A 23,661-nucleotide genomic window follows, 5' to 3' on the forward strand; every position below is an offset into this window, starting at 1 on the left:
GGTGTGGAAGCGGGTGGGCTTCAACATGGTGGTCTACCTGGCGGCCCTGCAGGGCATCCCCAGGGCCTACTACGAGGCGGCCCAGCTCGACGGGGCGGGCCCCTGGCAGCAGTTCCGCCACATCACCCTCCCCCTGCTCGCCCCCACCACCTTCTTCCTGGTCGTCACCGCCCTCATCGACGCCTTCCAGGTCTTCGACCTCGTCTACGTGATGACCTCGGGCGGGCCGTTGGGGGGCACCGACGTGCTGGGCTACTACCTCTACCGGCAGGGCTTCCGCTACAGCGAGCTGGGCTTCGCCTCGGCCGTGGCCTACGTGATGTTCGCGCTGATCTTCGCCGTGACCGTGGTCCAGTTCCGGCTGACCCGGGGAGGGGGGCAGGGTGAAGGCTAGGGCGCTGCGGACCGTCCTCGTCCACCTGCTGCTCGCGGGCGGGGCCTTCCTCTCGGCCATGCCCTTCTTGTGGATGCTCACCACCGCGCTCAAGCCCGAGAGCGCGCTATACCAGCCCCCTCTGCTGTTCCCGGCGCACTTCCAGTGGGAGAACTTCGCCAAGGCCTGGCAGGCTGCGCCCTTCCCCCGCTTCTTCCTCAACAGCGCGGTGATGACCGTGGGAATCGTCCTCGCCCAGACCCTCTTCTCGGCCATGGCCGGCTACGCCTTCGCCCGGATGCGCTTCGCGGGGCGCGACCTGCTGTTCTTCGGGGTGCTGGGCACCATGATGATCCCCTTCCCCGTGACCCTCATCCCCAGCTTCCTGGTGGTGAACTGGCTGGGCTGGATCGACACCTACAACGCCCTCATCGTCCCGCGGGCGGTCTCGGCCTTCGCGATCTTCCTCTTCCGCCAGTTCTTCCTCTCGCTGCCCAGAGAGCTCGAGGAAGCCGCCCTGATGGACGGAGCCGGGCGCCTGACCATCTTTTTCCGCATCGTGCTGCCTCTGTCCACCCCGGTGATCGCGGCCAGCGCGATCTTCTCCTTCCTCTTCGCCTGGAACGACTTCCTGTGGCCGCTGATCGTGACCAACTCGCCGGACATGCGCACCGTGCAGGTGGGCCTGGCGATGTTCCAGGGGCAGTACGGGGTGTTCTGGACGCTGCTCAGCGCCGCCGCCACCATCGTCACGTTGCCCGCCGTCCTGGCCTTCCTCGCCGCGCAGCGGCAGTTCATCGCCGGCATCACCAACACCGGCCTCAAGGAGTAGCGCCGTGCAGATCCCCGACTGGGTTAAAGACGCCATCTTTTACCAGATCTTCCCCGAGCGCTTCCGGAACGGCGACCCCGCCAACGACCCGCCCGGCACCGAGCCCTGGGGCACAGCCCCCACCCGCGACAGCTTCCTCGGGGGGGACCTCGAGGGCGTCATCGAGGGCCTGGACTACGTCGCCAACTTAGGGTGCAACGCGCTCTACCTGACCCCCGTCTTCAAGGCCGCCACCAGCCACAAGTACGACACCTACGACTACTTTCAGATTGATCCCCACTTCGGCGACGACGCCGCCTTCGACCGCCTGGTGCGGGGGGTCAAGAAGCGGGGCATGCGGCTGGTGCTCGACGGGGTGTTCAACCACTGCGGTGTGGGCTTCGCGCCCTTCAAGGACGTGCTCGAGAAGGGCGAGCGCTCACCCTACCGCGACTGGTTCATGCCCTACGGCTACCCCCTGCGGCCGGAGCTGCCCAACTACGCCACCTGCGGCGGGGTGGGTTGGCTGCCCCGGCTTAACGCCAGGAACCCAGAGGTCGAAGCCTTCGTGCACGAGGTGGTGCTGCACTGGCTGGGGCGCGGCATCGACGGCTGGCGCATGGACGTGCCCTATGAGGTCGAGACCAGCTTCTGGCGGCGGCTGCGGCAGGCGGTGAAGGCGCGCTACCCCGAGGCCTACCTGGTGGCCGAGGAGTGGCGCGACCCCTGGCCCTTCCTGCAGGGCGACACCTTCGACGGGGCCATGCACTACCGGCTGCGCGACCTGCTCTTCGACTTCTTCCTCAAGAACGCCCTGGCCGCCGACAGCTTCGCCCGCGCCCTCACCCTGTTGCGCGAGCGGCTGCCCGAGGGTTCGGAGTGGGGGATGCTGACCCTCCTGGGCAGCCACGATACCCCCCGCGTCCTCACCGAGTGCGGCGGCGACCGCGAGGCCGTGCAGCTCCTCTTCACCTTCCTCCTCACCTACCCCGGCGCCCCGATGCTCTACTACGGCGACGAGAACGGGATGGAGGGCGGCAACGACCCCGACTGCCGCCGCCCGATGGTCTGGGAGCCGGAGCGCTGGAAGCCGGAGGTCCGCGCCGCCGTGCGCCAACTGTTGGCCCTGCGCCGGGCGCACCTCGTGCTGAGGCGGGGCGCCTTCGAGGTGGCCTACGCCGAGGACCGGGTGTTCGCCTTCTACCGGGTGCTGGGCGGGGAACGGGCGCTGGTGGTGCTCAACAACACCCGGGTTCCCCGCCAACTCGCCCTTCCGGTGAGCTTTACCGAGGGAACCCGGCTCATCGAAGCCTTGCGTTGCCAGGATTACGTGGTCGAGGGCGGGCATGTCCGCCTGGCCCCGATGGAACCCCGCGGGGCGTGGGTGTTGTTCGAGGCCGGGCGTCTGGGCCCTGACCCCGCCGTGGCCGGAGACCCGGGCCGCTGAACGGCCCCGCCCGCGGAGGGGCGGCTTCATCAGCCTCCTCCGCCCGGGCGCTATCCTGAAAGGTGCATGGGCACCAAGCGCAAGCCCCCGCTCGAGGCCTACCGCCGCAAGCGGGACTTCGGCCGCGCCCCCGAGCGGGCCGGGGAGGCCCACGGCGCCGCGGGGCCGCCGATCTTCGTCGTCCAGAAGCACGCGGCCCGCAGCCTGCACTACGACTTCCGCCTCGAGGTGGACGGGGTCTTGAAGTCCTGGGCCGTCCCCAAGGGCCCCTCCGCCGACCCCAAGGACAAGCGCCTGGCGGTCATGGTCGAGGACCACGCCTTGGGCTACGCCGACTTCGAGGGGGTGATCCCGGCGGGGCAGTACGGCGGGGGCACCGTGCTGGTGTGGGACCGGGGCACCTACCGCAACCTGCTGGCCGAGCGGGAGCCGCCGCTGTCGATGCGGGAGGCCCTCGAGCGGGGGCGGGTGGAGGTGTGGCTGGAAGGCCACAAGCTGCGGGGCGGCTACGCCCTCGTCCGCTTCCGGCCCCGGGAGAACCACTGGCTGCTGATCAAGACGGACGACCCCGAGGCCAGCGCGCAGCGCGACCCGGTGCGCGACGAGCCCCGCTCGGTGCTGAGCGGCCGCACGCTCGAGGAGATCGCCGCCCGGCGGGAGTAGTAGGGCGACATCAGGGCCTCAGGGCTCTACAAGGGCAGGCCGCTGGGGCCCTCGAGCAAGGCGTAGCGCCCCGCCAAGTTGCACCAGTTGCTTCTCGGTGAACGGCTGGCAAACCTCGTCCTGGAGGGCACACACCCTGCCGTAACAGCTCCCGGCCTTCCCCGGTTCTGTCACAGACGGCGGGCCGGCCCTAGCCCGCCCCCAGGCCGTCCAACACGCGCATCAGCTCCTGGGTGAAGGGCCCGAGCTGCAGCTCGACCTGGGCCTTGACCGCCGCCTCGGTGACCTCGCGGGGGTCCATCTTGCCGGCCTCGAAGGCCTCCATGAGCCCGCTGTAGTAGCGGATGGGCACGTGCTTGCCCAGGATGAGGGTGAGCATGCGGATGGCCTTGGTGGCCCGGCCTTTGGGGTCGAGGGCGTCCCACTCGGCGTCGGCCTGCTGCTGCTTGCGCTCCTCGGCCCGGCGGGCGGCCTCGGCGCGCTTGGCCTTGGCCGCGTCGGCCTCCAGGCGGCGGCTGCGCGAGACGAAGCCCTCGGGGTCGGTGTACTTGCCCTCGTCGTCGCGCACGACGTCGACGAGGAAGCCGGCGCGGTTGCGCGGGGCGTAGCCGGCGAGCAGGATGGCCTCGAAGCGGGCGATGCGCTCCTCGACGCGGCTCAGCCCGTAGGCGCCGATGAGGCTGTGGGCCACCGGGCGGGCCACGCCGTAGCGGCCGAGCCGGGCGACGACCTCCCTGGCCTCCTCGGGGATCGCCGCCTGCTTGGCGAAGGTGTAGATCACCTCCTGCTTCGGCCCCCTCCCCTCGTACTCGACCCCCGAGAGGTAGCCGCGCTCGACGAGCTCGGCGTGGGCGCCCTCGAGGGTGCGCCGCACCCGGCTGGGGGTCTGGTCGACGATCTTGCAGGCCTTGGCCCACTCGACGATGTTGGTGCGGAACTGCGTCACCTCTCCCCCGTCGGGCGAGACGCGCTGCGCGTCGAGGAGCCGGTAGAGAGCGCGGGTGAGGGGCCGGTCGAGGCTGGTGAGGAACTCGAGGTCGAGCGGCTTGAGGTACTTGGCCCGGATTGACTCCACGATCTCCCGCGCCAGCCGGATCTTGAGCACGCTGTGCCCGGAGAGGCCGAGCTTGTCGTCCTCGCTGGTGTACTCCAGGCGGTCGATGTAGCGGAACTTGACCGTCGTCCACTTCTTGCCGCTGCGCCAGGCCTCGCTGGCGGTGAAGGTCGCGGTGGTCAGGCGCTCGAGGCTCTCCTTGAGGGCCTGGTAGTAGTGGCCGCTGGTGTCCCAGCCGATGAGGGAGAGGATGCGGTAGGCCGTGGCGACGACGGTGCCGTCCTCGGGGCTGCCCGCCTCCTGGTACAGCGTGATCAGCGCCAAGCTCACGTCGTTGTCGAGGCCGTGCGGGACGCCGCCGTGCTCGGCCACCGCCACGCAGGAGAGCCGGGCCTGGCGGCCGTCGACGTTGAAGTCGATGGTCCAGCTCGTGAAGTCGGGGGGAATGCGCTCTTGAATGCTGATCAGCCCGAGCCGCGCCACGTTGGCCTCGTCAAAGCGCCGGATCTCGCTGCCCTCGTTCGCGTTCTTTCGTGCCATTGCCCCCGATTATACCGGCTCCGCCGGGCCGGCCGCCGCGCGCGAGGTCCTGATGATGATTTTTTAAGACCTGAATTCTTTTAAAACAATTGAATTAAATGTCATCATCAAGCCCCGCGCGCAGGCACCGTGCTGCACGCGAATTCCCCGCCGGTTTGGCCGAGTATTCCGATAATTTAAGCCCCGAAACGGCCGAGTGTTCCGATACTTTGGCGGCCCGAATGGCCGAGTGTTCCGATAGGGGGGTGGTTAAAGTGGCCGAGTATTCCGATAATTCGGGCCCTGAAACGGCCGAGTGTTCCGATACCTCCCCCGCCCGAATGGCCGAGTATTCCGATAGCCCGCCGCCCGGTTTGGCCGAGTGTTCCGATAATTCGGGCCCCGGAATGGCCGAGTATTCCGATAGGGGCCTCGAGCGCCCCGGGCCGACAAGGAACACTTCGAATTAATCAATCCCTGACGCTTTAATTCGTGCGCTGCCCGGCGGGCCGCCGGGTGAAATGGCCGAGTATTCCGATAGGGGCCTCGAGCACACTGGCCGAGTATTCCGATACCCCCTCAAATGGCCGAGTATTCCGATAGTGCCCCCCGGAAATGGCCGAGTGTTCCGATACCTGCTCCGGCGAAATGGCCGAGTATTCCGATAGCCCGCCGGCGGGGGCGCTTCACGTGGAACGCGGCTCCCGCGGGGCTTCACCGCACGAGGGCCTGCCCCGGCACGACCTCGAAGACCCGGCCCTCGCGCAGGAGGTAGAAGCGCTCCCCCAGGCAGGCCAGGCCCCAGTACTCCCCCTCCAGCTCGAGCACCCGCTCCTTGAGCACCGGCCGCACGCCCGCGCCGGGGACGGCCTCGAGCGCGCCCTGCGGCTCGTCGAAGGGGCTGAAGGCCAGGTCGGTGGCCCCGCCGAGCTCGAGGCGGTAGATGCGGGTCTTCCCCCCGCCCTGCTCGCTCGCCAGCAGCGTCCCGGGCTTCGGCCAGGCCAGGCCGGCGAGGCGGTTGCCGGGGGCGTCGAGCGCGTAGGCGTGCTCGGCGTACAGGCCCACGGGGTTGGTCAGCAGCAGCACCAGGCGCAGCGCCCTCGAGCCCCGCGCGCTCGCGCAGTCCGGCAGGCAGAGGGGGGTTGAGTTCATGAGCGCGAGGTAGTTGCCGCTCGGGTCGAGCGCCACCACGCCGCCCGAACCCCCGTTGCCCTGGCCGAACACCCTCGGCAGCACCCCGCCGGGCTGGCCGATGACCCCGTAGGCCCGCGGGCCCTCCTTGCCCAGCCGCAGCACCTCCTTGAGGTCGGGCGTGAGGCCCCAGCCCCTGTGGACGGCGGCGAGCGGCCTGTCGAGGGGCGTGGCGGACGCCAGCTCCAGGCCCTCGCCCCTCAGCAGCAGGTGCCGGTTGTCCGTGCTCAGGGCCTCGGCCTCGAGGGGGCCGCCGCCGAGGTAGACCCACGGGGCGGGCTGCTCGAGCGGGCGCAGGGTGAAGGGCTGCTGGGCCGTCGCGCCGGCGGGGGCCGGCGCCGCCACCGGCGCGGCGGCGAAGGGCAACGACCGGCTGAGGCCGGCCAGGGCGTAGGCCAACTGGTAGCGGGTGACCGCCGCGCCCCCCTGGAAGCGGTCCTCGAAGTCCAGCCGCATCCAGCCCAGCCCGACCACCTGCCCCACGGCCGGCGCCGCCCAGTGGCCGGGGGGCACGTCGGCGGGGAGGCGGGGCCTGGCCTCCACCCCCAGGCGGGGCAGGAGCCGGGCGAGGGCCTGGGCGAGCTGGTAGCGGCTGAGCTCCTCCGTGCCCCGGAACTCGCCCCCGGGGAAGCCCTGGACGAGCCCGGCCGCCACCACCCGCCCCAGGTAGGGCGCGGCCCAGTGGTCGGCCCTGACGTCCGTGAACGCCGCCGGGGCCTCCTCCCGGGCGCCGAGGGTGTCGAGCACCCGGCCCAGGGTGGTCGCGAGCTGGAAGCGGTTGAGCCGGGAATCCCCCTGGAAACCCCCGCCGGGGAAGCCTTGCATCCAGCCGGCCTCGAGCACCCTCCCCACCGCCGCGCCGGCCCAGTGGTCCGGGGGCACGTCCGGGGGCAGGGCCTGGGCCGACAGGGCCGACAGGGTCAACGGGATGAGGGACGGGAATAAGAATCGCCGCATACACACCACCTTCCGCCGTGGATGTACCGAGTGGAATTCTTCCAGCTGGTGACGGATGCACCGCGGCGGGCCGGGGCTCCTCGACCCCTGCTTCGCCCTCTCCCCTCCCCCGCCCGGCCGGGTCCTCGAGGCGTCGACTTCGGTTTGACGTTGGGGGCATTATACCGCCGGGCGGCGGTCCGCGGGTGTGCGCGAGGGGGAGGTGGGTGGTTACGAAAACGTGAAAAGCTTGTAAAACCGGTTACGGGTGTGTCAGAGTGGGGGCATGCGCAGACTTTGGCTGACGACCGAGGAGTACGCGTCGCGCCGCGGGGTCAGCGACGCCTACGTGCGCCGGCTGGCCGGCGCGGGGCAGATCCCGGGGGCCGAGAAGCGGGGCGGGCAGTGGCTCATCCCGGTGCTCGAGCCCGGCCCCGAGGAGACGGCCATGAAGACCGTGGCGGTCTTCAACCAGGCGGGCGGGGTGGGCAAGACCACCCTCACGCTCAACCTGGGCTACCACCTGGCCCGGCGGGGCCTGAAGGTGCTGCTCGTTGACCTCGACCCCCAGGCCACGCTCACCGCCTTCTTAGGGCTGGCGCCCTCCGACCTCGAGGCCACCGTCTACGACGCGCTGCTGCGCCGGGAGAACCTGCCGATCCATAAGAACCTGGCGGGGATGGACCTCGTGCCCTCCAACATCCTGCTCGCCGGGGCGGAGCAGGAGCTGGTCTCCGCGCTCAACCGCGAGGGCCGCCTGCGCAAGGCGCTCGACGAGGTGCGCGCCGCCTACGACGTGGCGCTGATCGACTGCCCGCCCAGCCTGGGCCTGCTGGCGGTCCTGGGCCTGGCCGCCGCCGACCACGTGGTGGTGCCGGTTCAGACCCACTTCAAGGCCTACCTGGGCACCGACCAGCTCCTGCGCACGGTGGACGGGGTGCGCCAGGAGCTCAACCCCGACCTGGAGGTGGTGGGCTTCGTGCCCATGCAGTACGCCCGGGGCACCCAGCACGACCGCGACGTGCTCGAGGCCCTCACCGCCCAGCTCACCGAGCGCGGCCCGGTGCTCACCCCGGTGCCGCAGGCGGCCGACTTCAAGAAGGCCACGGTCGAGGCCAAGCCGCTGGCGCTGTTCAACCCGCGCCACCCCGCGGTGCTGGTCTTCGAGGAGATGGCGGACCGCGTCATGGACACGCTGTACGGCAGCAGGGAAGGGGTGCGCTCGTGAGCGCCAAGAAGGAACGGACCAACCCCATCCTGGCCAAGCACCCCATGCGCAACGCCAGCCCGGTGACGGCGATCCTCGAGGCCGGCCGCAAGGCCGCGCCCGAGACCCAGCTCCCCCTCGCTGACCTCAGGCCCCGCCCCGGCCAGCCGCGCCGCTACTTCGACCCCGAGGCCATGCGCTCCCTGGTGGCCTCGGTGCGGGACCAGGGGGTGCTGCAGCCGCTGCTGGTGCGGGAGACCCGGGAGGGCTACGAGATCGTGGCCGGCGAGCGCCGCTACCGCGCGGCGCTGGAGGCCGGGCTGAGCCACGTGCCGGTGGTCGTGCGCCGCCTGAGCGACGAGGAGGCCCAGCTCATCGCCCTGGCCGAGAACCTCCAGCGCGAGGACCTCAACCCCCTGGAGGAGACCGAGGGGGTGCTGGGCCTGCTGGCCCTGCGCCTGGAGCATCCGGTGGAGGAGGTGGTGGCCCTGCTTTACCGGATGGACAACGAGGCCAAGGGCAAGGCTACCCATAACGTTATGGGTAAGCCGGACGCCGTGCTGGTCGAGCAAACCTTCAACGCGCTGGCGCGGGGCACCTGGCAGTCCTTCGTGGCCAACCGCCTGCCCCTGCTCAAGCTGCCGGGGGAGGTGCTCGAGGCCATCCGCTCGGGGCGGCTGGACTACACCAAGGCCAGGGCCATCGCCCGGGTGCGCGACGCGCGGGCACGGGGCCGGCTGCTGCAGCGGGCGGTGCGGGAAGGCCTCAGCCTCAGCCAGATCCGCCGGGAGGTCGAGCGCCTGGCCGCCGAGCCGCAGCCCACGCCCGGCCGCTACGGCGAGCGCGCCAAGGCCCTGGCCCGCGCCCTGGCCCGGCGGAGGCTGGACGAGGAGCGGGGGCGCCGGGTGGACGAGCTGCTGTCGGAGCTCGAGCGGCTGCTCGAGGGTTAGCCCTGCCGGGAGGGGCAGATACGTGGAGCGCGCGGCCGGCAGATTGCCGGCCGCGTCCAGTTGTCCCAACGGGCGGGAGGTGGAGCGGTCAGGCGGACGGACGGCCCTCCAGCGGGCCGACCACGACCTCCTCGCAGCTCAGCCAGCCCTCCTCGACCAGCAGCGCGACGCCCCCGGCCTCGAGGGGGGCCTCGGGGTCGTGGGCCTCGAGCACGACCTCCCCCAGCCGGGCCCGCACCCGGCTGCCCTCCACCTCCACCCGCAGCTCGAGCTCCTCCCCCTCGAGCCACCCCGCCTCGGCCTCGGCCAGCACGCGGGCCTGACCGCGGTGCTTGACGATCTGCAGCCGCCCCGGCTTGCGCAGCACCGCCGCGTAGAAGCGGTTGAGGCCCTGGCAGCGCACCGCCACCCCGGCCTGCTCGGCCAGGTAGGGCGTCAGGCGGGCCACCACCCGGTAGTCGCGCCAGCCGCGGCTGCCGGTGCTGATGAGCCCCAGCCCCTCCATGTGCAGCAGGCGGAAGGGCTCGGGGAAGCGCTTGTCGAGCCGGTGGACGGCGTTGACCCAAGCCCGGCGCCACATGTTGCCCGCGCCGGGGCCCGGCGGGCGGGCGAAGCGCGCCGAAGGCTCGCCCCCCACGCCCAGCGCCTCCAGCCACAGCCGCCCCTGCTGCGCCGGGCCCGCGACCTGCAGGCCCACGTCGGCGACGGGGCCGCCGTGGTCGGGCAGGACCCAGGCGAGCTCGTGGGGCTCGCCCGCCCGCAGCGGCACGGGCGGGCCCCCCACCGTCACGAGCCGGTCGTCGGCGTCGTAGTAGCGGCAGGCCAGCGCCGCGGTGGTGCCCGGCAGGGCCTCGGCCCGCAGGCGCGCCCGCACCACCTGCCCGGGGTAGAAGCGCGGGGAGGCCAGCAGCGTGTAGTTCCAGCCGCCGCCCAGGTTGCGGGCGTAGGGCGCGTCGGGGGGCTCGGGGACCTCGGGGGGCAGGAAGCCGCGGGCGAACACCGCGCGGGGGGCCGCGCCGTCGAGGCCGAAGCGCACCTCGAGCGCCCCGCCCCGCGGGTTGGCCAGCGCGCACCCCCCGTCCTCGCCGAAGAAGCCCTGCAGCGAGCCGGGGTAGGTGAAGTGGTACTGCGCGCCGCCCTTGGGCGGCTCCCACCCCAGCCCGGCCAGCCGGTGCCCGGCCCGCACGACCTCGTCGGCCAGGGTGGCCGCGTCGGTGACGCTGCGCGCGCCCTCGGCGCTGGAGACGAAGAGCCGGTCGGCCAGGGGCTCGCGCAGGTGGGGGTGGGCGTCGATGGCGGCCAGCCCGTTCTTGATGCCCATTAAGCAGCCCACGTTGCCCGCGTTGCAGTCGGTGTCCCAGCCGGCGGTGTTGGCGATCGTGAGGGTCTGTAGGAAGTCGTCCTGGCCGTAGAGCAGGCTCAGGTGGATGACCCCGTGGTTGGGCACCACGTGCACGTTGCCGCCGTAGCGGTCGTAGCCGTAGTGGGCCTCGAGCCACTCCCGCGCCCGGCGCCAGTCGCCCTCGTGCCCGCGCAGCTCGCGCAGGTCGGTGATCAGCCGGCGGATCACGCTCTCGCGGGGGATGTAGCCCACGGCCGCGTCGAGGAGGCGCTCGAGGCGGGGCTCGACGAAGGCCAGCGACTCCATCACCGCCAGCGCCTGCGCGGCGTGGACCGCCTCGCCGTCGTGGCTCACCCGCGCGGCCTCGCTCGCCAGCCGGAAGGCCAGGTCGGGGTCGCCGGGGGCCACCATGGCCCAGCCGTCGATGAAGATCTGGGCCCCGATCTGCTCGGCGATCAGCCGGGTGTTGAGCCCCATGCTGCCGCTGCGCGGCGCCGGCACCCCGCGCTTGAGCCGGTAGTAGGCGGTCTGCTCGGTGGAGTTGCCCATCCCGCCCCACCACAGCGTGCTGCGCCCCTCGACGACGTAGTTGAGCCAGGCCTCGCCGACCTGCTCCGAGCGCAGGTCGCGGGGGTAGCCGTTGTCCTCCAGCGCCCGCAGGAAGGCGAAGGTGCCGCTGAGGTCGTCGTCGGGGATGATCAGCGGCCGGCCCACCGACTCGTTGACGTAGCCCCGCACCTCGCCGAAGCGCTCGCGGATCTGGGCGTAGGTCCAGCCCTCGACGGGGCGGCCCATGAAGACGCCGATCATCTTGCCCAGCACCCCGGCGTAGACCCGCTGCGCGTAGTCGCCCGGCAGCGCCATTCAGGCCTCCTCGTACTGGCGGATGATGCCCTCGACGTACTCGCGGTCGCGGTCGGGGGTGGCCGGGCCGGGGTGGCGGATGGCGCCGGGGGTCAGGCTCAGCCGGGGCACCACGTTCTGCATGACCACGCGGCCCAAGTCCTCGTCGGGCACCTCCACGAAGGAGGCGCGGGCCTGGTAGTGGGGGTCCTGCAGGATCTGGGCGATGGAGTTGACCGGGGCGATGGGGGCCTCGATGGCCTCGAAGCGGGCGAGCACCTCGGCCAGGTCGTGCCGCCCGATCCACTCCGCCAGCCAGCCGTCGATCTCGTCGGCGTGCTCGAGGCGGCCCTGGGCGGTGTTGTAGCGCGGGTCCTGGGCGAGCTCGGGCCGCCCGATCACCCGGTACATGCGGTCGACGACCCCCTGGGTGCCCCCCGAGAGCGCCACCCAGTGCCCGTCGCGGGTGAGGTAGGTGTTGCGCGGGGAGGTGCGCCTGGAGCGGTTGCCGCCGCGCTGCTGCACGGCCCCGGTCTGGGTGTACTCGATGGCCTGGGGGCCCAGGATGTTGAAGAGGGGCTCGTAGAGGCTGAGGTCGATGTACTGCCCCTCGCCCCCGCCCCGGGCGTCGCGCCAGTAGAGGGCCATCATCACCGCGTAGGTGCCGGCCAGCGCGGCCACCCCGTCGGCCAGGCCGAAGGGGGGCAGGGTGGGGGGGCCGTCGGGCTGCCCGGTGATGAAGGCGAAGCCCGAGTAGGCCTCGGCCAGGGTGCCGAAGCCCGGCTGCTGGGCGCGCGGGCCGGTCTGGCCGAAGCCGGTGACCCGCACCATGACGAGGCGGGGGTTGAGGGCGTGCAGCCGCTCCCAGCCCAGGCCCCAGCCCTCCAGCCGCCCGGGGCGGAAGTTCTCGATCACCACGTCGGCCCAGCGGCACAGCGCGCGGGCCTTGGCCTGGTCCTCGGGCCGGTGGAGGTCGAGGGCGATCAGGCGCTTGTTGCGCGAGATCACCTTCCACCACAAGGGGACGCCGTCCTTGCTCAGCCCCCAGCGGCGGGCGTCGTCGCCGCGGGGGTGCTCGACCTTGACCACCTCGGCGCCGAAGTCGCCGAGCGTGGTGGCGATGAGGGGGCCGGCGTAGAGGCTGGAGAGGTCGAGGACCTTGAGCCCTTCCAGGGGCGCTTCGGGTAAGGGGTTAGGGTTAGGGGTATCCATAGGCTAAGTCGGAAGAGGGTGCCGGCCTCACCGGCGGGCCTCCTCGAGGATCTGCCGCGCGCGCGCGATCACCGGGGCATCCACCATGCGGCCGTCGAGCTGGAAGGCGCCCTGCTCGGGGTGGCGGGCGTGGTGGGCCAGCACCCGCTCGGCCCAGGCCACCTGGGCCTGGGTGGGGCGGAAGACCGCCTCGAGCACCGGCACCTGCGCGGGGTGGATGGCGTGCTTGCCGCCGAAGCCCAGCCGCTTCGCGGCCTGTGCCTCGCGCTCCAGGGCCGCCAGGTCGCGGAAGTCGGCCGAGGCGCCGTCGTGGGGGGCCTCGAGGCCGGCCGAGGCCGAGGCCTGAACCAGCCTCACCTTGGCCGCGGTGACCGCCGGGTAGGGCTCGCCCCCCGGCGCGGGCCAGTCGAGCCCCAGGTCGCGGCTGTAGTCGGCGTTGCCGAAGCACAGGCACTCCAGGCGGCGCGAGGCCCGGGCGATGGCCTCGGCGGCCTCGACGCCCACGGCGGTCTCCACCGTGGCCATCAGCCGCACCGACCCCGGCGGCAGGCCCCGCTCGCGCTCGAGCTGGCCCAGGTACCAGTCGGCGATCTGCACCTGCAGGGCGCTCTCGACCTTGGGGAGGTTGACCCCCAGCAGCCCCGGCCACAGCGCGGCCTGCGCGTCGGCGTAGAAGTGCTCGGTGTCTAGGGGGTTGACCCGCACCCAGCAGGGCTTGTGCGCGTAGAGAGCGGGCGCGAGGCGCTGCAGGAGCGCTCGGGCCGCCCCCTTCTGGCCCTCGGCCACCCCGTCCTCGAGGTCGAGCAGGAAGGCGGGGGCCTGGAGGGCAGCGACCTTCTCGAGCTTGCGCTCGTCGGAGGCGGGGACGAAGAGGAGGACGCGGCTCATGGGCGCTTGTACCGGTCGGGGACGGCCGCGAGCGTCCTCGCGGCCAGGTCGTCGAAGCGGCTGTGGTCGAAGCCCTTGAGGCTCGTGCGCAGCCGGTTGCGCAGGGGGTCGGTCCACTTGGCGGGCACCTCGGCGTTCATCAAGCCCACGACGCTGCCCACGGTGGCCCCGTTGCAGTCGGTGTCCCAGCCGCCCATCACCGCCGCGGTGACGGAGCGCTCGTAGTCGCCCTGCCCGTAGAGCAGCGCGGCCACCACCAGCGCGGCGTTGTTGACGGCGTGCACCCAGTGGTAGTGCCCGAAGGCCGCGTACAGCGCGTCGAGGGTCTCCTCCCACGGGCGCGCGGCGGGACCGAGCTCGAGGGCGTGCCGCACCGCGCCGGCCAGGCGGCTGTCCGGGGGGATGACCGCCAGCCCCGCCCGCACGACGGCCTCCGGGTCGCGCGTGAGGAAGGCCTGGGCGATCATGGCCGCCGCCAGCATCGCGCCGAAGATCCCGTTCTCCACGTGGCTCAGCCGCGCGTCGCGGAAGGCCGCCCGCGCGGCGGCCGCGGGGTCGCCGGGGTGGACGTAGCCCCACAGGTCGGCGCGGATCTGGGCCCCGATCCACTCGCGGTAGGGGTTGCGCCGGGTGGCGGTCTCGGGGGGCAGGCGCAGCTCGAGCAGGTTGACGTAGGCCACCCGCTCGGCGGTGAAGACGGTGAGGGCCGGCAGCATCTCCAGCCAGCCCTGCGCCACGTGCTCGGTGGTGAAGCCCACGCCGAAGCGTTCGACGAGCGCGAGGTTGAGCACGGTGTAGTTCAGGTCGTCGTCCTCGGGCATCCCGTCGATGTTCTCGCGCAGGCTGGTGGGGCGGCTGGCGCGGTTCCAGGGGTAGCGCTCGCTCAGCTCGGGCGGGACCCCCTCGGCGGTGAAGTACTCGCGCAGGGGGTACTCCCCCACGCTCTCCAGCAGCGCCCGGATCCCCTCGCGGGGCACCTTCTCCACCGGCTTGCCCAAGAGGCACCCCGCCGCCCGGCCCAGCCAGGCGGCGTGCAGGCGGGCGCGCAGCTCCTCGGGGCGGAAGGGCCCCGCGGCCTCCCCGCGCAGGCCCCCGGCGAAGGCCTCGCGCTCCGGGGCCCGCCGCACGGTCGGGGCGAGGGCGGCGGCCTCGTCGAGCAGCTCGAGCGCTCGTCGGCGCTGCTCGGCAGGGGAGAGGGAGGCCCACAGCGCCTCGAGGCCCCCCGCCTCGGCCCCCTCCTCGCGCAACTGGCGCAGCTCGTGGCCGAAGCGCTCGACGGGGTCGAGCCAGGTGACGCGCACGCCCGCGCCTACGCCCGCGCTCACGCCCCGACCCCCTGGGGGAAGTTCGCCATCCGCTCCTCGAAGCGCCGGCGGTCCTTCTCCAGCACCTCCAGCGCCACCTTCGCCAGGGTGTCGGCGGCGGCGCGGAAGTCCTTGCGGCTGGCGCCGGCGACGCGCTCGACCCAGGCCCTGGGCACCGCGGCCTCGCCGCCCAGCGCCCCGGCGAGGGCCCCGCCCATGCTGGCGATGCTGTCGGAGTCGCGGCCGTAGTTGACGCCGCCGTACACCGTCTGCACGTAGTCCCCGCCCGTCGCCACCAGCATCCCCAGCGCCACGGGCAGCTCCTCGATGGCCTTGGTGCGCGAGGGCCGGCGCGCGTCGAGCCCCGGCTCGCGGTAGTTCTCGCCCACCGTGTCGAAGGGCCGCACGGCCTCGCGCAGCACGGGGATGGCCTCCTGCCAGCCGCGGCAGCCCCGCGCCGCGGCGGTGGCGGCCTCGATGGCCTGGCGGGTGCCGTCCTTGGCGAGCTCGAGCACCGCCTCCACCACCGAATCCGCCGTGGCCCTGGGGCGCAGCGCAGCGGCCACCGCCGCCGCCATCGCCGCCGCCGCCTCGCGGCCGTAGCTGCTCTGGTGGGCCCCGGCGATCTCCAGCGCCTCGCGGTAGGCCCCCGCGGGGTCGCCGGCGTTGACGACGCCCACCGGGGCCATGTACATCGCCGCCCCGCAGTTGACCACGTTGCCCACCCCGGCCTCGCGGGGGTCGGCGTGGGCGTGGCGCAGGCGCAGCACCAGGTACTTCTCGGCGTGGAACAGTCGGTTCTGCAGCACGGTCTCGCGCTCGAGCTCGGGGATGTAGACCACCTTGTCGGCGATCTCCCGCACGAACAGCTCGGCGATGTGGTAGGCGTCGAGGTGGTCGCGCACCTCGGCGTAGACGTTGACCAGCGCCAGCACCATGTGGGTGTCGTCGGTGATGTGCCCGTCGCCCTTGTGGAAGGGGGCGTGGGGGCGGGCGGTCTGCCAGTCGGGGTTGAAGGGCCCCACGAAGTCGGTGACGTAGCCGCCGAAGCGCTCCTGGATGGCCTGCGGGCTGTAGCCCTCGGTGGACCCGCCCATCGCGTCGCCGACCGCGCCGCCGTAGATGCAGCCCCGCGCCCCGTCCCAGATGCTCGATGCCATCGTGCTTAACTCCTTTCACGGGCCGGGGGGACGGCGCAGGGGCTCGCCCCCCCGGCCCGGCGGCGGCTCAGGGGTAGAACTTCTTGATGATCTCGTTGCCCTCGGCCTCGACCTGCTTGGCGAAGTCGTCGAGGGAGAGCCGGTTGGCGAAGAGCAGTTGCAGCTTGGGGTTGAGCACCCGGGTGCGGAACTCGCTGACGCCGTTGACCTGCTGCCACAGGGGGAAGGTGAGGTGCTTCGCCGCCTCCACCGAGGTGCGCCAGCCGTTGGCGCTGGTGTTGAAGGGCGGCAGCTTGGTGCTGCTGGCGCGGGTGGGGATGAGCCAGTCCCCCGCGGCCAGCTTGGCCATGTTGCCCCGGTTGAGGAAGAAGGCGATGAACTGCATGGCCTCGCGGGGGTACTTCGAGTCCTTGGGGATGCTGAGGGTCTGCGAGACGCTGCCCTGCTCCTGGGTCTTGGCCTTCAGCGGCGGCAGCACGCCCCACTGGAAGTCCTTGGGCGCCTTCTCCACGACCTGCTGGCGCACGAAGGCGCCCACGCCCGGCATCATCGCGTACTTGCCGGCCAGGAAGCCGGGGATCACCTCGGCGCTGCCGAGGGTCAGGGCCTCGGTGGTGCAGCTCTTGTCCTCGTAGAGCATCGCCAGGATCGTGCTCAGCAACTGCTTCTCCTCGTTGCCCACCTTCACGGAGTAGGAGTTGCCGCTGCGGGCGAAGTAGTCCCCGCCGAAGCCCACGCTGAGGTTGAGGATGCGGTTGCCGGCGTTGCGCAGGGGGATGGCGCAGCCGTACACCTCGGGGCGCCCGTCGTTGTTGGTGTCCTTGGTCAGGGCCTTGGCCACGCGGCGCAGGTCCTCCCAGGTCCACACGTCGTCGGCGCGGGGCAGGGGCACCTTGGCCTCGGCGAAGAGCTTGCGGTTGTACAGCACCACCAGCGGCTCGACCAGGAAGGGGACGCCGTAGACCGCGCCCTTGGCGTCGGTGACCGTCTTCCAGGCCCCCGGCAGGATGTCCTGCTTCATCTCGGCGGGGATGAGGGGGGCGAGGTCGAGCAGGAAGCCGCGGTTGCCGAAGTCCATCACCGGGTTCGACTCGTAGTGGAACACGTCCGGCACGTTTTTGGCCTGGAAGGAGGTGGTGAGGTAATCCTGGATCGAGCCCCAGTCGACCTGCTGGTACTCCACCTGCACGCGGGGGTTGCGGCTGTTCCACTCCGCCACCACCTCCTTGACCGCCTTGATCGCGTCGGTCTGCCAGGCCAGGCTCACGAAGCGCAGCTTGACCGGCTGCGCGCTACTCTGCGCCAGCCCCAGCCCCGCCGCCAGCAGCCCCGCCGCCAGCACCGCCCAAAACCCTAAGCGCCTTCTGTTCATGGGTCCCTCCTCCTCAGTTCCTTACCCCTACCCCTTCACTCCTTGACGCCCCCCGCCAGCACCCCGCCCACCAGCCGGCGCTGCATCACCGCGAACACCAGCAGGGTGGGGATGATGGCGATCAGGCTCCCCGCCGCCAGCGGCCCCCAGCGGGCCAGCCCCTCGATGCCCCGGAAGCGGGCGAGGCTGACCTGCAGGGTGACGAGGTCGGGCGACTTGAGCATCACCAGGGCGAAGAAGAACTCGTTCCAGGCGTTGACGAAGGTGTACAGGCCGGTGGCGATGAGCCCGGGCAGCAGCAGCGGCAGGATGATGCGGGCGAGGATGTCCAGCGGGCTCGCCCCGTCCACCGCCGCGGCCTCCTCGAGCTGCACCGGGATGCCGCGCACGTAGCCCTGCAGCATCCACAGCACGAAGGGCAGGCTCCAGACCACGTAGACCAGCACCAGCCCGGCGTGGGTGTTGACCAGCCCCAGCCGGCCGAGGATCAAAAACAGCGGGACGATGATGAGGATGAGCGGGAAGGTCTGGGAGACGAGGATCCACACCGTCACCGCCTGGTTCATCCTCGAGCGCCGCCGCGCGAGCAGGTAGGCCGCCGGCAGCGCCACCAGCAGGGTGAGCACCGCCGAGAGCACGCTGATCTTGAGGGTGTTGTAGGCGCTGCGCAGCACCCCGTTCTCCTCGACGGCCACCCGGAAGTTGTCGAGGGTGGGCTGCCGGGGCAGCAGCGCCGGGTTCTGCAGCCCGATCTCGCCGGCGGGCTTGAAGGCGGTGGAGGTGAGCCAGACGATGGGGAAGGCCAGGAAGGCGATGAAGGCCAGCAGCAGCAGGCTCATGCCGAAGCGGGCCAGCCGGTGGCGCAGGCGGTGGCCCAGCCTCACCCCGCCCTCCCCGCGCCCCCGCCGGCGTACTGGTTGCGCACCACGAAGTACACCAGCACGCCCACCACCACCACCAGCGCCAGGCCCAGCGCCGAGGCGTAGGCGATGTTGCCGAAGCTGAAGGCCTCCTCGTAGGCCAGGAGCATCGGCAGCTTGGTGCTGCCGGCCGGCCCGCCCTCGGTGAGGACGTACACCAGCCCGAAGGCGTTGAAGTTCCACATCAGCTCCAGCGCCGCCGTCGCCACGATCACCGGCGTCATCAGCGGCAGCGTGACGTGGCGGAAGACGTGCCAGCTCCCCGCCCCGTCGAGCATGGCCGCCTCCTTGAGCTCGTCGGGGATCGACTGCAGGCCCGCCAGGAACACCACCGTCGCCTGCGGCAGCCCGGTCCAGATGCCCACCGCGATCACCGCGGGCAGCGCCCAGGTGAAGTCGCTGAGGACGTTGACGGGGAACTCGATGAGCCCCGCCGCCAGCAGCCACTGGTTGAGGAAGCCGGCGCTGGGGTGGTAGACCATGCGCCACATCAGGCCCTTGATCACCGGGGGGATGGCCCAGGGGATGAGCACCAGCACCCGCGCCAGCCCCTGGAAGGGGAGCTTGGCGTTGAGCAGCATGGCCAGGGTCATCCCCAGCACCAGCACCCCCGCCGTGACCGAGAAGGTCCAGATGAAGCCGATGCGGAACGACGACCAGAAGGCGGTGTCGCCCAGCATCCGCGCGAAGTTGTCCAGCCCGACGAAGCGGGCCCGCTCCGCCCCCAGCGTGTAGTCGGTGAAGCCCAGGTAGATGCCCTGCAGCAGCGGCACCACCGAGAACAGCAGGATGGGCACCACGCTGGGCAGGAACAGCCACCACGGCACCGCCGCCCGCCCGTCGCCGGGGCGCGCGCGGGTCACGGGCGGCCCCCGGTCGACTCCCGCACCACGAGGGAGGGCTCGACCACGACCCGCAGGGGGGCCGCCGGGGCCTCGCCGCTGAGGCGGTTGAGGAGCATCTGGGCGGCCATGCGGCCGCGCTCCCCGGCGTGCAGCGCCACCGAGGTGAGGGTGGGGCTGCAGATCTGGCACTCGGGGATGTCGTCGATGCCGGTGACGGCGACGTCCCCGGGCACCCGCACCCCCAGCTCGCGCAGGCGCTTGAGGGCCCCGATGCCGATGAGGTCGTTGGCGCAGACCAGCGCGTCGGCCTCGGGGAAGCGGGCCCGGACCTCGTCGACCGCCGCGTAGCCCCCCTGCAGGGTGAAGGCGCACGACACCACCCGCTCCTCCAGCCCCGCCCGCCGGGCGGCCTCGAGGTAGCCCTGCAGCCGCAGCCGGGCGGGGTTGGTGTCGAGGGGGCCGTTGACGAAGACCAGCCTCGAGCGCCCCTGCTCGAGGAGGTGCTCGACCGCCATCCCCACGCCCCGGGTGGAATTGGCCTCCACGTGGTCGACGCCCAGGCCGCCGGGCACCTTGCCGATGACGCAGATGGGCTTGTGGATGCGCCCGAGCTGGCGCTCGAGCTCGCCGGAGGGCTGGATGGCGATGAGCACCATGCCGTCGACGTGGCCGTTGCGCAACAGGCGCAGCGCGTCGACGTCGGCGCCCTCGACGTTGTCGGTGCTGACGAGCAGCACGTAGTACCCCCGCTGCTTGGCCTCGCGCTGGATGGCCTTGGCGACGGCGACGTACACCGGGTTGCCGATGTCGGGGACGACGAGCGCGATGCGGTGCGTGACCTGCCGGCGCAGGCTGCTGGCCTGGGCGTTGGGCACGTAGCCGAGCTGCTCGGCGATCGAGCGCACGTGCCGGACCGTCTTCTCCGAGACCCGCCCCCGGCCGCTGAGGGCCAGGGAGACCGTGCTCACCGAGACCCCGGCCAGCCTCGCCACGTCGGCGGCGGTGGCCGTGCCGGTCCCCCGCCGCGGGGGGTTGGGGGTTTCGTTCGCCATTGAGGGTTATGCTAAAACGATTGAGCACCCCTGTCAAGCTCCGCCCGCGGGGTTGCCGTGGGGCCCCCCGGCCTTGTCCGGGCCTCGCGGCCCAGGGAGCGGCCCGGATGGCGGCGACGTGCCGACGGGGACGCGGTTCTGCCCGGGCCGCGCGGGCGCCGGGGCTTGACGCGCCTGCGTCCTGGCCGGCATACTTGCGAGGTAAATCGATTGACCGAGGCGCGGCCACGGTGGGCCGCTGTCCGGCGAGGGGAGGCGGGCAGGGTGATCAGCGTCGTGGGGAGCGTGAACGTGGACCTGGCCGTCAGGGTGCCCCGCCTGCCACGGCCCGGCGAGACGGTGCAGGGCGAGGACGCGCAGGTGGGGCTCGGCGGCAAGGGGGCCAACCAGGCGGTGGCCGCCGCGCGGCTGGGCGCCGACGTGGGGCTCGTCGCGGCCGTGGGGGCGGACGCCTTCGGCCGGCTGGCCCTCGAGCAGCTCGCGCGGGAGGGGGTGCAGACCGGGCGGGTCAAGCGGAGCCCCCGGCCCACCGGCCTCGCCCTCATCGGCGTAGACGCGGCGGGCCAGAACAGCATCCTGGTCTCCCCGGGGGCCAACGCCGACCTCGCGCCGGAGGACCTCGACGGGCAGGCCCTGGCCCACTCGGCCTGGGTGGTGGTCCAGCTCGAGATCCCCCGGCCCGCCTGGCGCCGGGCCCTGGCCGCGGCCCGGGAGGCGGGCTGCCGGGTGGCGCTCAACGCCTCCCCGGTCGCGCCGGGGCTGGGCCTGGCGGAGCTGGAGGGGGCCGACTGGCTGATCGTCAACGAGGTCGAGGCCGCCCAGCTCCTGAGGGCCGAGCCCACCGCCGACCCAGGGCGGGCCCTCGAGTACGCCCGGCGGCTGGCCGGCCGCGCGGCCAACGCCGTGGTGACGCTGGGGGAGCAGGGCGCGGTCTTCGCGGGCGCGGCCGGGGAGGGGCACGCCGCGGGCCGGCGGGTGCGGGCCGTTGACACCACCGGGGCGGGGGACACCTTCAGCGGCGCGCTGGTGGTGGCCCTGAGCGAGGGGGCCTCCGCCGCCGAGGCGGTGGGCTTCGCCAACGCGGCCGCCGCGCTGGCTACCACCCGCCCGGGCGCCGCCGCCGCCATGCCGCGGCGCGCCGAGCTCGAGCCGCGCTAGGCCGGCCTCCCGGGCGGCGGGGCGGGCCGAGGGGTCGGGCGGCCTCGAGCTCCCGCGCCCCCGTGCCGCCGTGCAAATGCACCGGGTTCTCACCCCGTTTTTGCTAGAGTGCTGCCGTTCCCCAAAAGGTATTCATGGCCTGGGGGATTTCTAGAGGACCCCGATGACGCGTCGTGCACTCTTCTTTCTCCTGGTGGGCCTGCTCAGCGCCTGCGGGCAGCTGGCGACCCGGACCCCCGACCCCGCCCCCTCGCCCCCGGCGGCGCTCACCTGGGGCGCTGCGCCCGAGCTGCCCGCGGCCGCTGCCGGGGCGAGCCTCGACTTCAGGGCCACGCTGAGCCTCGAGGGCGGCCTGGGCCCGCAGGCGGTGGAGCTCAGCCTCGGCGGGGCGCCGGGGGCGAGGGTGCTGCCGTCGAGGCTGAGCCTGGAGGCCGGCGGCAGCTACCCGCTCAACCTGAGCCTGGCGCTGCCCAAGAGCCTCGCCGCGGGCGAGTACCCCCTGAGGCTCACCGCCCGCAGCGGCGCCCTCGAGGCCACCCTCGCCCTGAGCCTCAGGGTCTCGGGCAGCGTGGGCGAGCCCCTGCCGGGCCAGCCCGTGCTGGAGGGCTTCACCGCCAACCCCGCCGAGCTCCCCCTGCGCGGGGGGGAGGTGACGCTGGCCTGGAGCGGCCGGGGCCAGGGCTACACCCTCAGCGTGAGCCCCCCCCAGGGGGTGAGCGTCGGTCATAAGCCCTACGCCGGGCCGGTGAGCCTGCCGGCCTCGGCCACGGGCGCGACCCTTCAGTTCGCCGCCAACGCCGGCTCTGCCCGGGCCTACACCCTCACCCTGCAGGTCGTGGGCGAGCCCGGCAGCACCCCGGTGCAGGCCAGCGTGACGGTGCGGGTGCAGGGCGGGCGGCTGTGGCTGGCGGGCCGGGCCGACGCCAGCCCCGACGACGAGGTGCTGCTGGCCCAGGGCCTGCTCCACCTCCTCGACGGGGCCGTGGCCCCCGCCCCGGTCCTGGTGCGGCCCGACGAGACCTTCGCCGTGGCCTTCGACGCCCAGGGTAACCTGTGGGTGGCCCGCCAGAGCTTCCAGGGCGACGTCGTCGAGGGGTACGCCGCCGCCGGCCTGGGCCAGCCCGACCCCGCCCCCTTCGCCCGCATCACCCGGGGTGTCGTCGGCCCCGCGGCGCTGGCCTTCGACCCGCAGGGCAACCTCTGGGTCGCCAACGCCTGGAGCGGCAACGTCACCGCCTACGCGGCCGAGGGCCTGGACGCCGACCCCGCCCCCGTGCAGACGCTCGAGGGAGGAATTTCCTTCCCCACGGGCCTGGCCTTCGACGCCTCGGGGAACCTGTGGGTCGCCACCCCCTTCAGCCCCTCCGCCGTCAACAGGGGCATGGGGGCCGTCTACGGCTTCACCCAGGCCAGCCTGGGCGAGCCCGGCCCCCGCCCGGCCGCGACCCTCACCCGGGGGATCGTCGCGCCGGAGAAGATCGCCTTCGACGCGCGCGGCGACCTCTGGGTGCTGCAGGAGGGGACCCAGCCCTCCCGCTGGCTCACGCGGCACCCGGTGGAGGGCCTGTGGCAGGACGGCGAGCCCGCCGTCCCCGCCCTGGACTTCCCCGAGCGGCCCGCGGCCCTGGCCTTCGACCCCGAGGGCCGCCTGTGGGCGCTCACCCCGGACACCCTCTACGGCTTCGCCCCCGAGGCCCTGGCCCAAGCCCAGCCCACGCCCGCCTACGGGTACGCCCTGGGCGGGGCGTGGCACACCCTAGCCTTCAGCAGGTAGCAGACGAGGTCGTGCCCATGAAACGTCTCCTGTTCCTCCTCTCCCTTCTCGCGAGCTTCGCCCTGGCCCAGGGCCCGCAGGGCCCGCAGAACCCCCAGCGCAACCCCGCCTACTTCGGCGGCTACGCCTTCACCGACGGCGCGGGCGGCTGGCTGCTGGGCATCGTCGGCGGCAACGACAGCGTGCTCGAGAACTTCGGCGTGCGCCTGGAGGTCAACGTGCCGCTGGGCCCCACCCCCGCCTCGCTCTCCCTGCTGGGGACCTGGCGCTACAGCCAGGGCCGGGTGGACAGCTACACCGGCGTCGGCCTGGGCGTGGCGAAGGCCGATCAGGGCTACCTGATGGGCCAGCTCGTCCTGGGGGGCAACCTCCACCTCGGCGACCACCTCGCGCTGTTCCTGGAGGGCCAGTACCGCTACCTGCTGCCCGCCGGCGCCTACCCCAACACCGCCCAGGTGCTGCTGGGGCTGCAGTACCGCGTGCCCGCGCCCCAGGGCGGGGGTCGCCCGTGAGGCGGGCGCGTTCGCTGCTCCTGCTGGGCGCGGCGCTGCTGCTGAGCGCCTGCGGCCAGCTCTTCCAGGCCCCCGCCAAGCCGGGGCCCGGCACGCCCCCGCCCTGGGGCGCGGGCACGCGGTACTGC

General features: G+C 72.7%; 20 protein-coding genes. 9 read left to right on the forward strand and 11 right to left on the reverse strand.

Annotated features, from left to right (window positions below):
- The 4 genes from Mterra_RS06265 to Mterra_RS06280 all read left to right on the forward strand — a co-directional run.
- The coding region (locus tag Mterra_RS06265) for a carbohydrate ABC transporter permease (protein WP_147372572.1) at window positions 1–394 on the forward strand (394 nt) is incomplete at its 5' end.
- Entirely contained in the window at window positions 384–1,205 is an 822-nt protein-coding gene (locus Mterra_RS06270; RefSeq protein ID WP_119314405.1) for a carbohydrate ABC transporter permease, read from the forward strand. The genes Mterra_RS06265 and Mterra_RS06270, both read left to right, overlap by 11 nt.
- 4 nt (window positions 1,206–1,209) lie before the next feature.
- The gene (locus Mterra_RS06275) at window positions 1,210–2,631 is read left to right on the forward strand and encodes a glycoside hydrolase family 13 protein (protein ID WP_119314406.1); all 1,422 of its coding nucleotides are present in this window, start codon (window positions 1,210–1,212) and stop codon (window positions 2,629–2,631) included.
- 66 nt (window positions 2,632–2,697) lie between these two features.
- Window positions 2,698–3,294 carry a DNA polymerase ligase N-terminal domain-containing protein gene (locus tag Mterra_RS06280; RefSeq protein ID WP_119314407.1) on the forward strand — a complete coding sequence of 199 codons (597 nt, stop codon included), beginning with the start codon at window positions 2,698–2,700 and terminating at the stop codon, window positions 3,292–3,294.
- A gap of 190 nt (window positions 3,295–3,484) precedes the next feature.
- On the opposite strand, the gene Mterra_RS06285 is transcribed toward Mterra_RS06280, so the two are convergent.
- The gene (locus Mterra_RS06285) at window positions 3,485–4,888 is read right to left on the reverse strand and encodes a replication initiator protein A (protein WP_119314408.1); all 1,404 of its coding nucleotides are present in this window, start codon (window positions 4,886–4,888) and stop codon (window positions 3,485–3,487) included.
- Between the two features lie 693 nt (window positions 4,889–5,581).
- The gene (locus tag Mterra_RS06290) at window positions 5,582–7,015 is read right to left on the reverse strand and encodes an S-layer homology domain-containing protein (protein ID WP_119314409.1); all 1,434 of its coding nucleotides are present in this window, start codon (window positions 7,013–7,015) and stop codon (window positions 5,582–5,584) included.
- A 265-nt stretch (window positions 7,016–7,280) separates the two neighbouring features.
- On the opposite strand from Mterra_RS06290, the gene Mterra_RS06295 reads away from it, so the two are divergent.
- On the forward strand, window positions 7,281–8,222 hold the full coding sequence (locus Mterra_RS06295; RefSeq protein WP_218022886.1) for an AAA family ATPase: 942 nt from the start codon (window positions 7,281–7,283) through the stop codon (window positions 8,220–8,222).
- Complete coding sequence (locus tag Mterra_RS06300; RefSeq protein WP_245971545.1) at window positions 8,219–9,151, forward strand: ParB/RepB/Spo0J family partition protein; 933 nt, start codon at window positions 8,219–8,221, stop codon at window positions 9,149–9,151. The genes Mterra_RS06295 and Mterra_RS06300 overlap by 4 nt, the downstream gene beginning before the upstream one ends.
- An 88-nt stretch (window positions 9,152–9,239) precedes the next feature.
- On the opposite strand, the gene Mterra_RS06305 is transcribed toward Mterra_RS06300, so the two are convergent.
- The 9 genes from Mterra_RS06305 to Mterra_RS06345 all read right to left on the reverse strand — a co-directional run bounded on the left by Mterra_RS06305 (window position 9,240) and on the right by Mterra_RS06345 (window position 20,089).
- Window positions 9,240–11,357, reverse strand: coding sequence for an ADP-ribosylglycohydrolase family protein (locus Mterra_RS06305; protein ID WP_119314410.1), 2,118 nt, complete (start codon window positions 11,355–11,357; stop codon window positions 9,240–9,242).
- Entirely contained in the window at window positions 11,358–12,548 is a 1,191-nt protein-coding gene (locus Mterra_RS06310; RefSeq protein WP_119314411.1) for a CaiB/BaiF CoA transferase family protein, read from the reverse strand.
- A 27-nt stretch (window positions 12,549–12,575) separates the two neighbouring features.
- Window positions 12,576–13,436, reverse strand: coding sequence for an HpcH/HpaI aldolase/citrate lyase family protein (locus Mterra_RS06315; protein WP_119314412.1), 861 nt, complete (start codon window positions 13,434–13,436; stop codon window positions 12,576–12,578).
- Window positions 13,433–14,761, reverse strand: a complete 1,329-nt coding sequence (locus Mterra_RS06320) for an ADP-ribosylglycohydrolase family protein (RefSeq protein WP_218022887.1) — start codon at window positions 14,759–14,761, stop codon at window positions 13,433–13,435. The genes Mterra_RS06315 and Mterra_RS06320 overlap by 4 nt, the downstream gene beginning before the upstream one ends.
- Window positions 14,758–15,900, reverse strand: coding sequence for an ADP-ribosylglycohydrolase family protein (locus Mterra_RS06325; protein ID WP_119314414.1), 1,143 nt, complete (start codon window positions 15,898–15,900; stop codon window positions 14,758–14,760). The genes Mterra_RS06320 and Mterra_RS06325 overlap by 4 nt, the downstream gene beginning before the upstream one ends.
- 67 nt (window positions 15,901–15,967) lie before the next feature.
- Window positions 15,968–17,272 (reverse strand): ABC transporter substrate-binding protein, encoded by a 1,305-nt coding sequence (locus Mterra_RS06330; protein ID WP_119314415.1) that lies wholly within the window; start codon window positions 17,270–17,272, stop codon window positions 15,968–15,970.
- A 35-nt stretch (window positions 17,273–17,307) separates the two neighbouring features.
- Window positions 17,308–18,156: a carbohydrate ABC transporter permease gene (locus Mterra_RS06335; protein ID WP_218022888.1), complete on the reverse strand. Its 849-nt coding sequence runs from the start codon at window positions 18,154–18,156 to the stop codon at window positions 17,308–17,310.
- Window positions 18,153–19,055, reverse strand: a complete 903-nt coding sequence (locus Mterra_RS06340; protein WP_218022889.1) for a carbohydrate ABC transporter permease — start codon at window positions 19,053–19,055, stop codon at window positions 18,153–18,155. Before Mterra_RS06340 ends, Mterra_RS06335 begins: the two co-directional genes overlap by 4 nt.
- Entirely contained in the window at window positions 19,052–20,089 is a 1,038-nt protein-coding gene (locus Mterra_RS06345; RefSeq protein ID WP_119314416.1) for a LacI family DNA-binding transcriptional regulator, read from the reverse strand. Before Mterra_RS06345 ends, Mterra_RS06340 begins: the two co-directional genes overlap by 4 nt.
- A gap of 264 nt (window positions 20,090–20,353) precedes the next feature.
- Between Mterra_RS06345 and Mterra_RS06350 the strand changes: the two genes are divergently transcribed.
- From Mterra_RS06350 to Mterra_RS06360, 3 genes are all read left to right on the forward strand, one after another.
- Window positions 20,354–21,247, forward strand: coding sequence for a ribokinase (locus Mterra_RS06350; RefSeq protein ID WP_245971546.1), 894 nt, complete (start codon window positions 20,354–20,356; stop codon window positions 21,245–21,247).
- 163 nt (window positions 21,248–21,410) lie between these two features.
- On the forward strand, window positions 21,411–23,021 hold the full coding sequence (locus tag Mterra_RS06355; protein ID WP_119314417.1) for a hypothetical protein: 1,611 nt from the start codon (window positions 21,411–21,413) through the stop codon (window positions 23,019–23,021).
- A 17-nt stretch (window positions 23,022–23,038) separates the two neighbouring features.
- Window positions 23,039–23,533, forward strand: a complete 495-nt coding sequence (locus Mterra_RS06360; protein WP_119314418.1) for a hypothetical protein — start codon at window positions 23,039–23,041, stop codon at window positions 23,531–23,533.
- Window positions 23,534–23,661 lie beyond the last annotated feature (128 nt).

It is taken from the genome of Calidithermus terrae (assembly GCF_003574345.1).
Lineage (GTDB): Bacteria > Deinococcota > Deinococci > Deinococcales > Thermaceae > Calidithermus > Calidithermus chliarophilus.

Excerpts from the sequence above, each read along its gene's own strand:
- Mterra_RS06280 (WP_119314407.1), top strand. The coding sequence starts at position 2,698 with ATGGGCACCAAGCGCAAGCCCCCGCTCGAGGCCTACCGCCGCAAGCGG.
- Mterra_RS06330 (WP_119314415.1), bottom strand. The coding sequence starts at position 17,272 with ATGAACAGAAGGCGCTTAGGGTTTTGGGCGGTGCTGGCGGCGGGGCTG.
- Mterra_RS06315 (WP_119314412.1), bottom strand. The coding sequence starts at position 13,436 with ATGAGCCGCGTCCTCCTCTTCGTCCCCGCCTCCGACGAGCGCAAGCTC.
- Mterra_RS06355 (WP_119314417.1), top strand. The coding sequence starts at position 21,411 with ATGACGCGTCGTGCACTCTTCTTTCTCCTGGTGGGCCTGCTCAGCGCC.
- Mterra_RS06305 (WP_119314410.1), bottom strand. The coding sequence starts at position 11,357 with ATGGCGCTGCCGGGCGACTACGCGCAGCGGGTCTACGCCGGGGTGCTG.
- Mterra_RS06290 (WP_119314409.1), bottom strand. The coding sequence starts at position 7,015 with ATGCGGCGATTCTTATTCCCGTCCCTCATCCCGTTGACCCTGTCGGCC.
- Mterra_RS06360 (WP_119314418.1), top strand. The coding sequence starts at position 23,039 with ATGAAACGTCTCCTGTTCCTCCTCTCCCTTCTCGCGAGCTTCGCCCTG.
- Mterra_RS06345 (WP_119314416.1), bottom strand. The coding sequence starts at position 20,089 with ATGGCGAACGAAACCCCCAACCCCCCGCGGCGGGGGACCGGCACGGCC.
- Mterra_RS06325 (WP_119314414.1), bottom strand. The coding sequence starts at position 15,900 with ATGGCATCGAGCATCTGGGACGGGGCGCGGGGCTGCATCTACGGCGGC.
- Mterra_RS06310 (WP_119314411.1), bottom strand. The coding sequence starts at position 12,548 with ATGGATACCCCTAACCCTAACCCCTTACCCGAAGCGCCCCTGGAAGGG.
- Mterra_RS06295 (WP_218022886.1), top strand. The coding sequence starts at position 7,281 with ATGCGCAGACTTTGGCTGACGACCGAGGAGTACGCGTCGCGCCGCGGG.
- Mterra_RS06285 (WP_119314408.1), bottom strand. The coding sequence starts at position 4,888 with ATGGCACGAAAGAACGCGAACGAGGGCAGCGAGATCCGGCGCTTTGAC.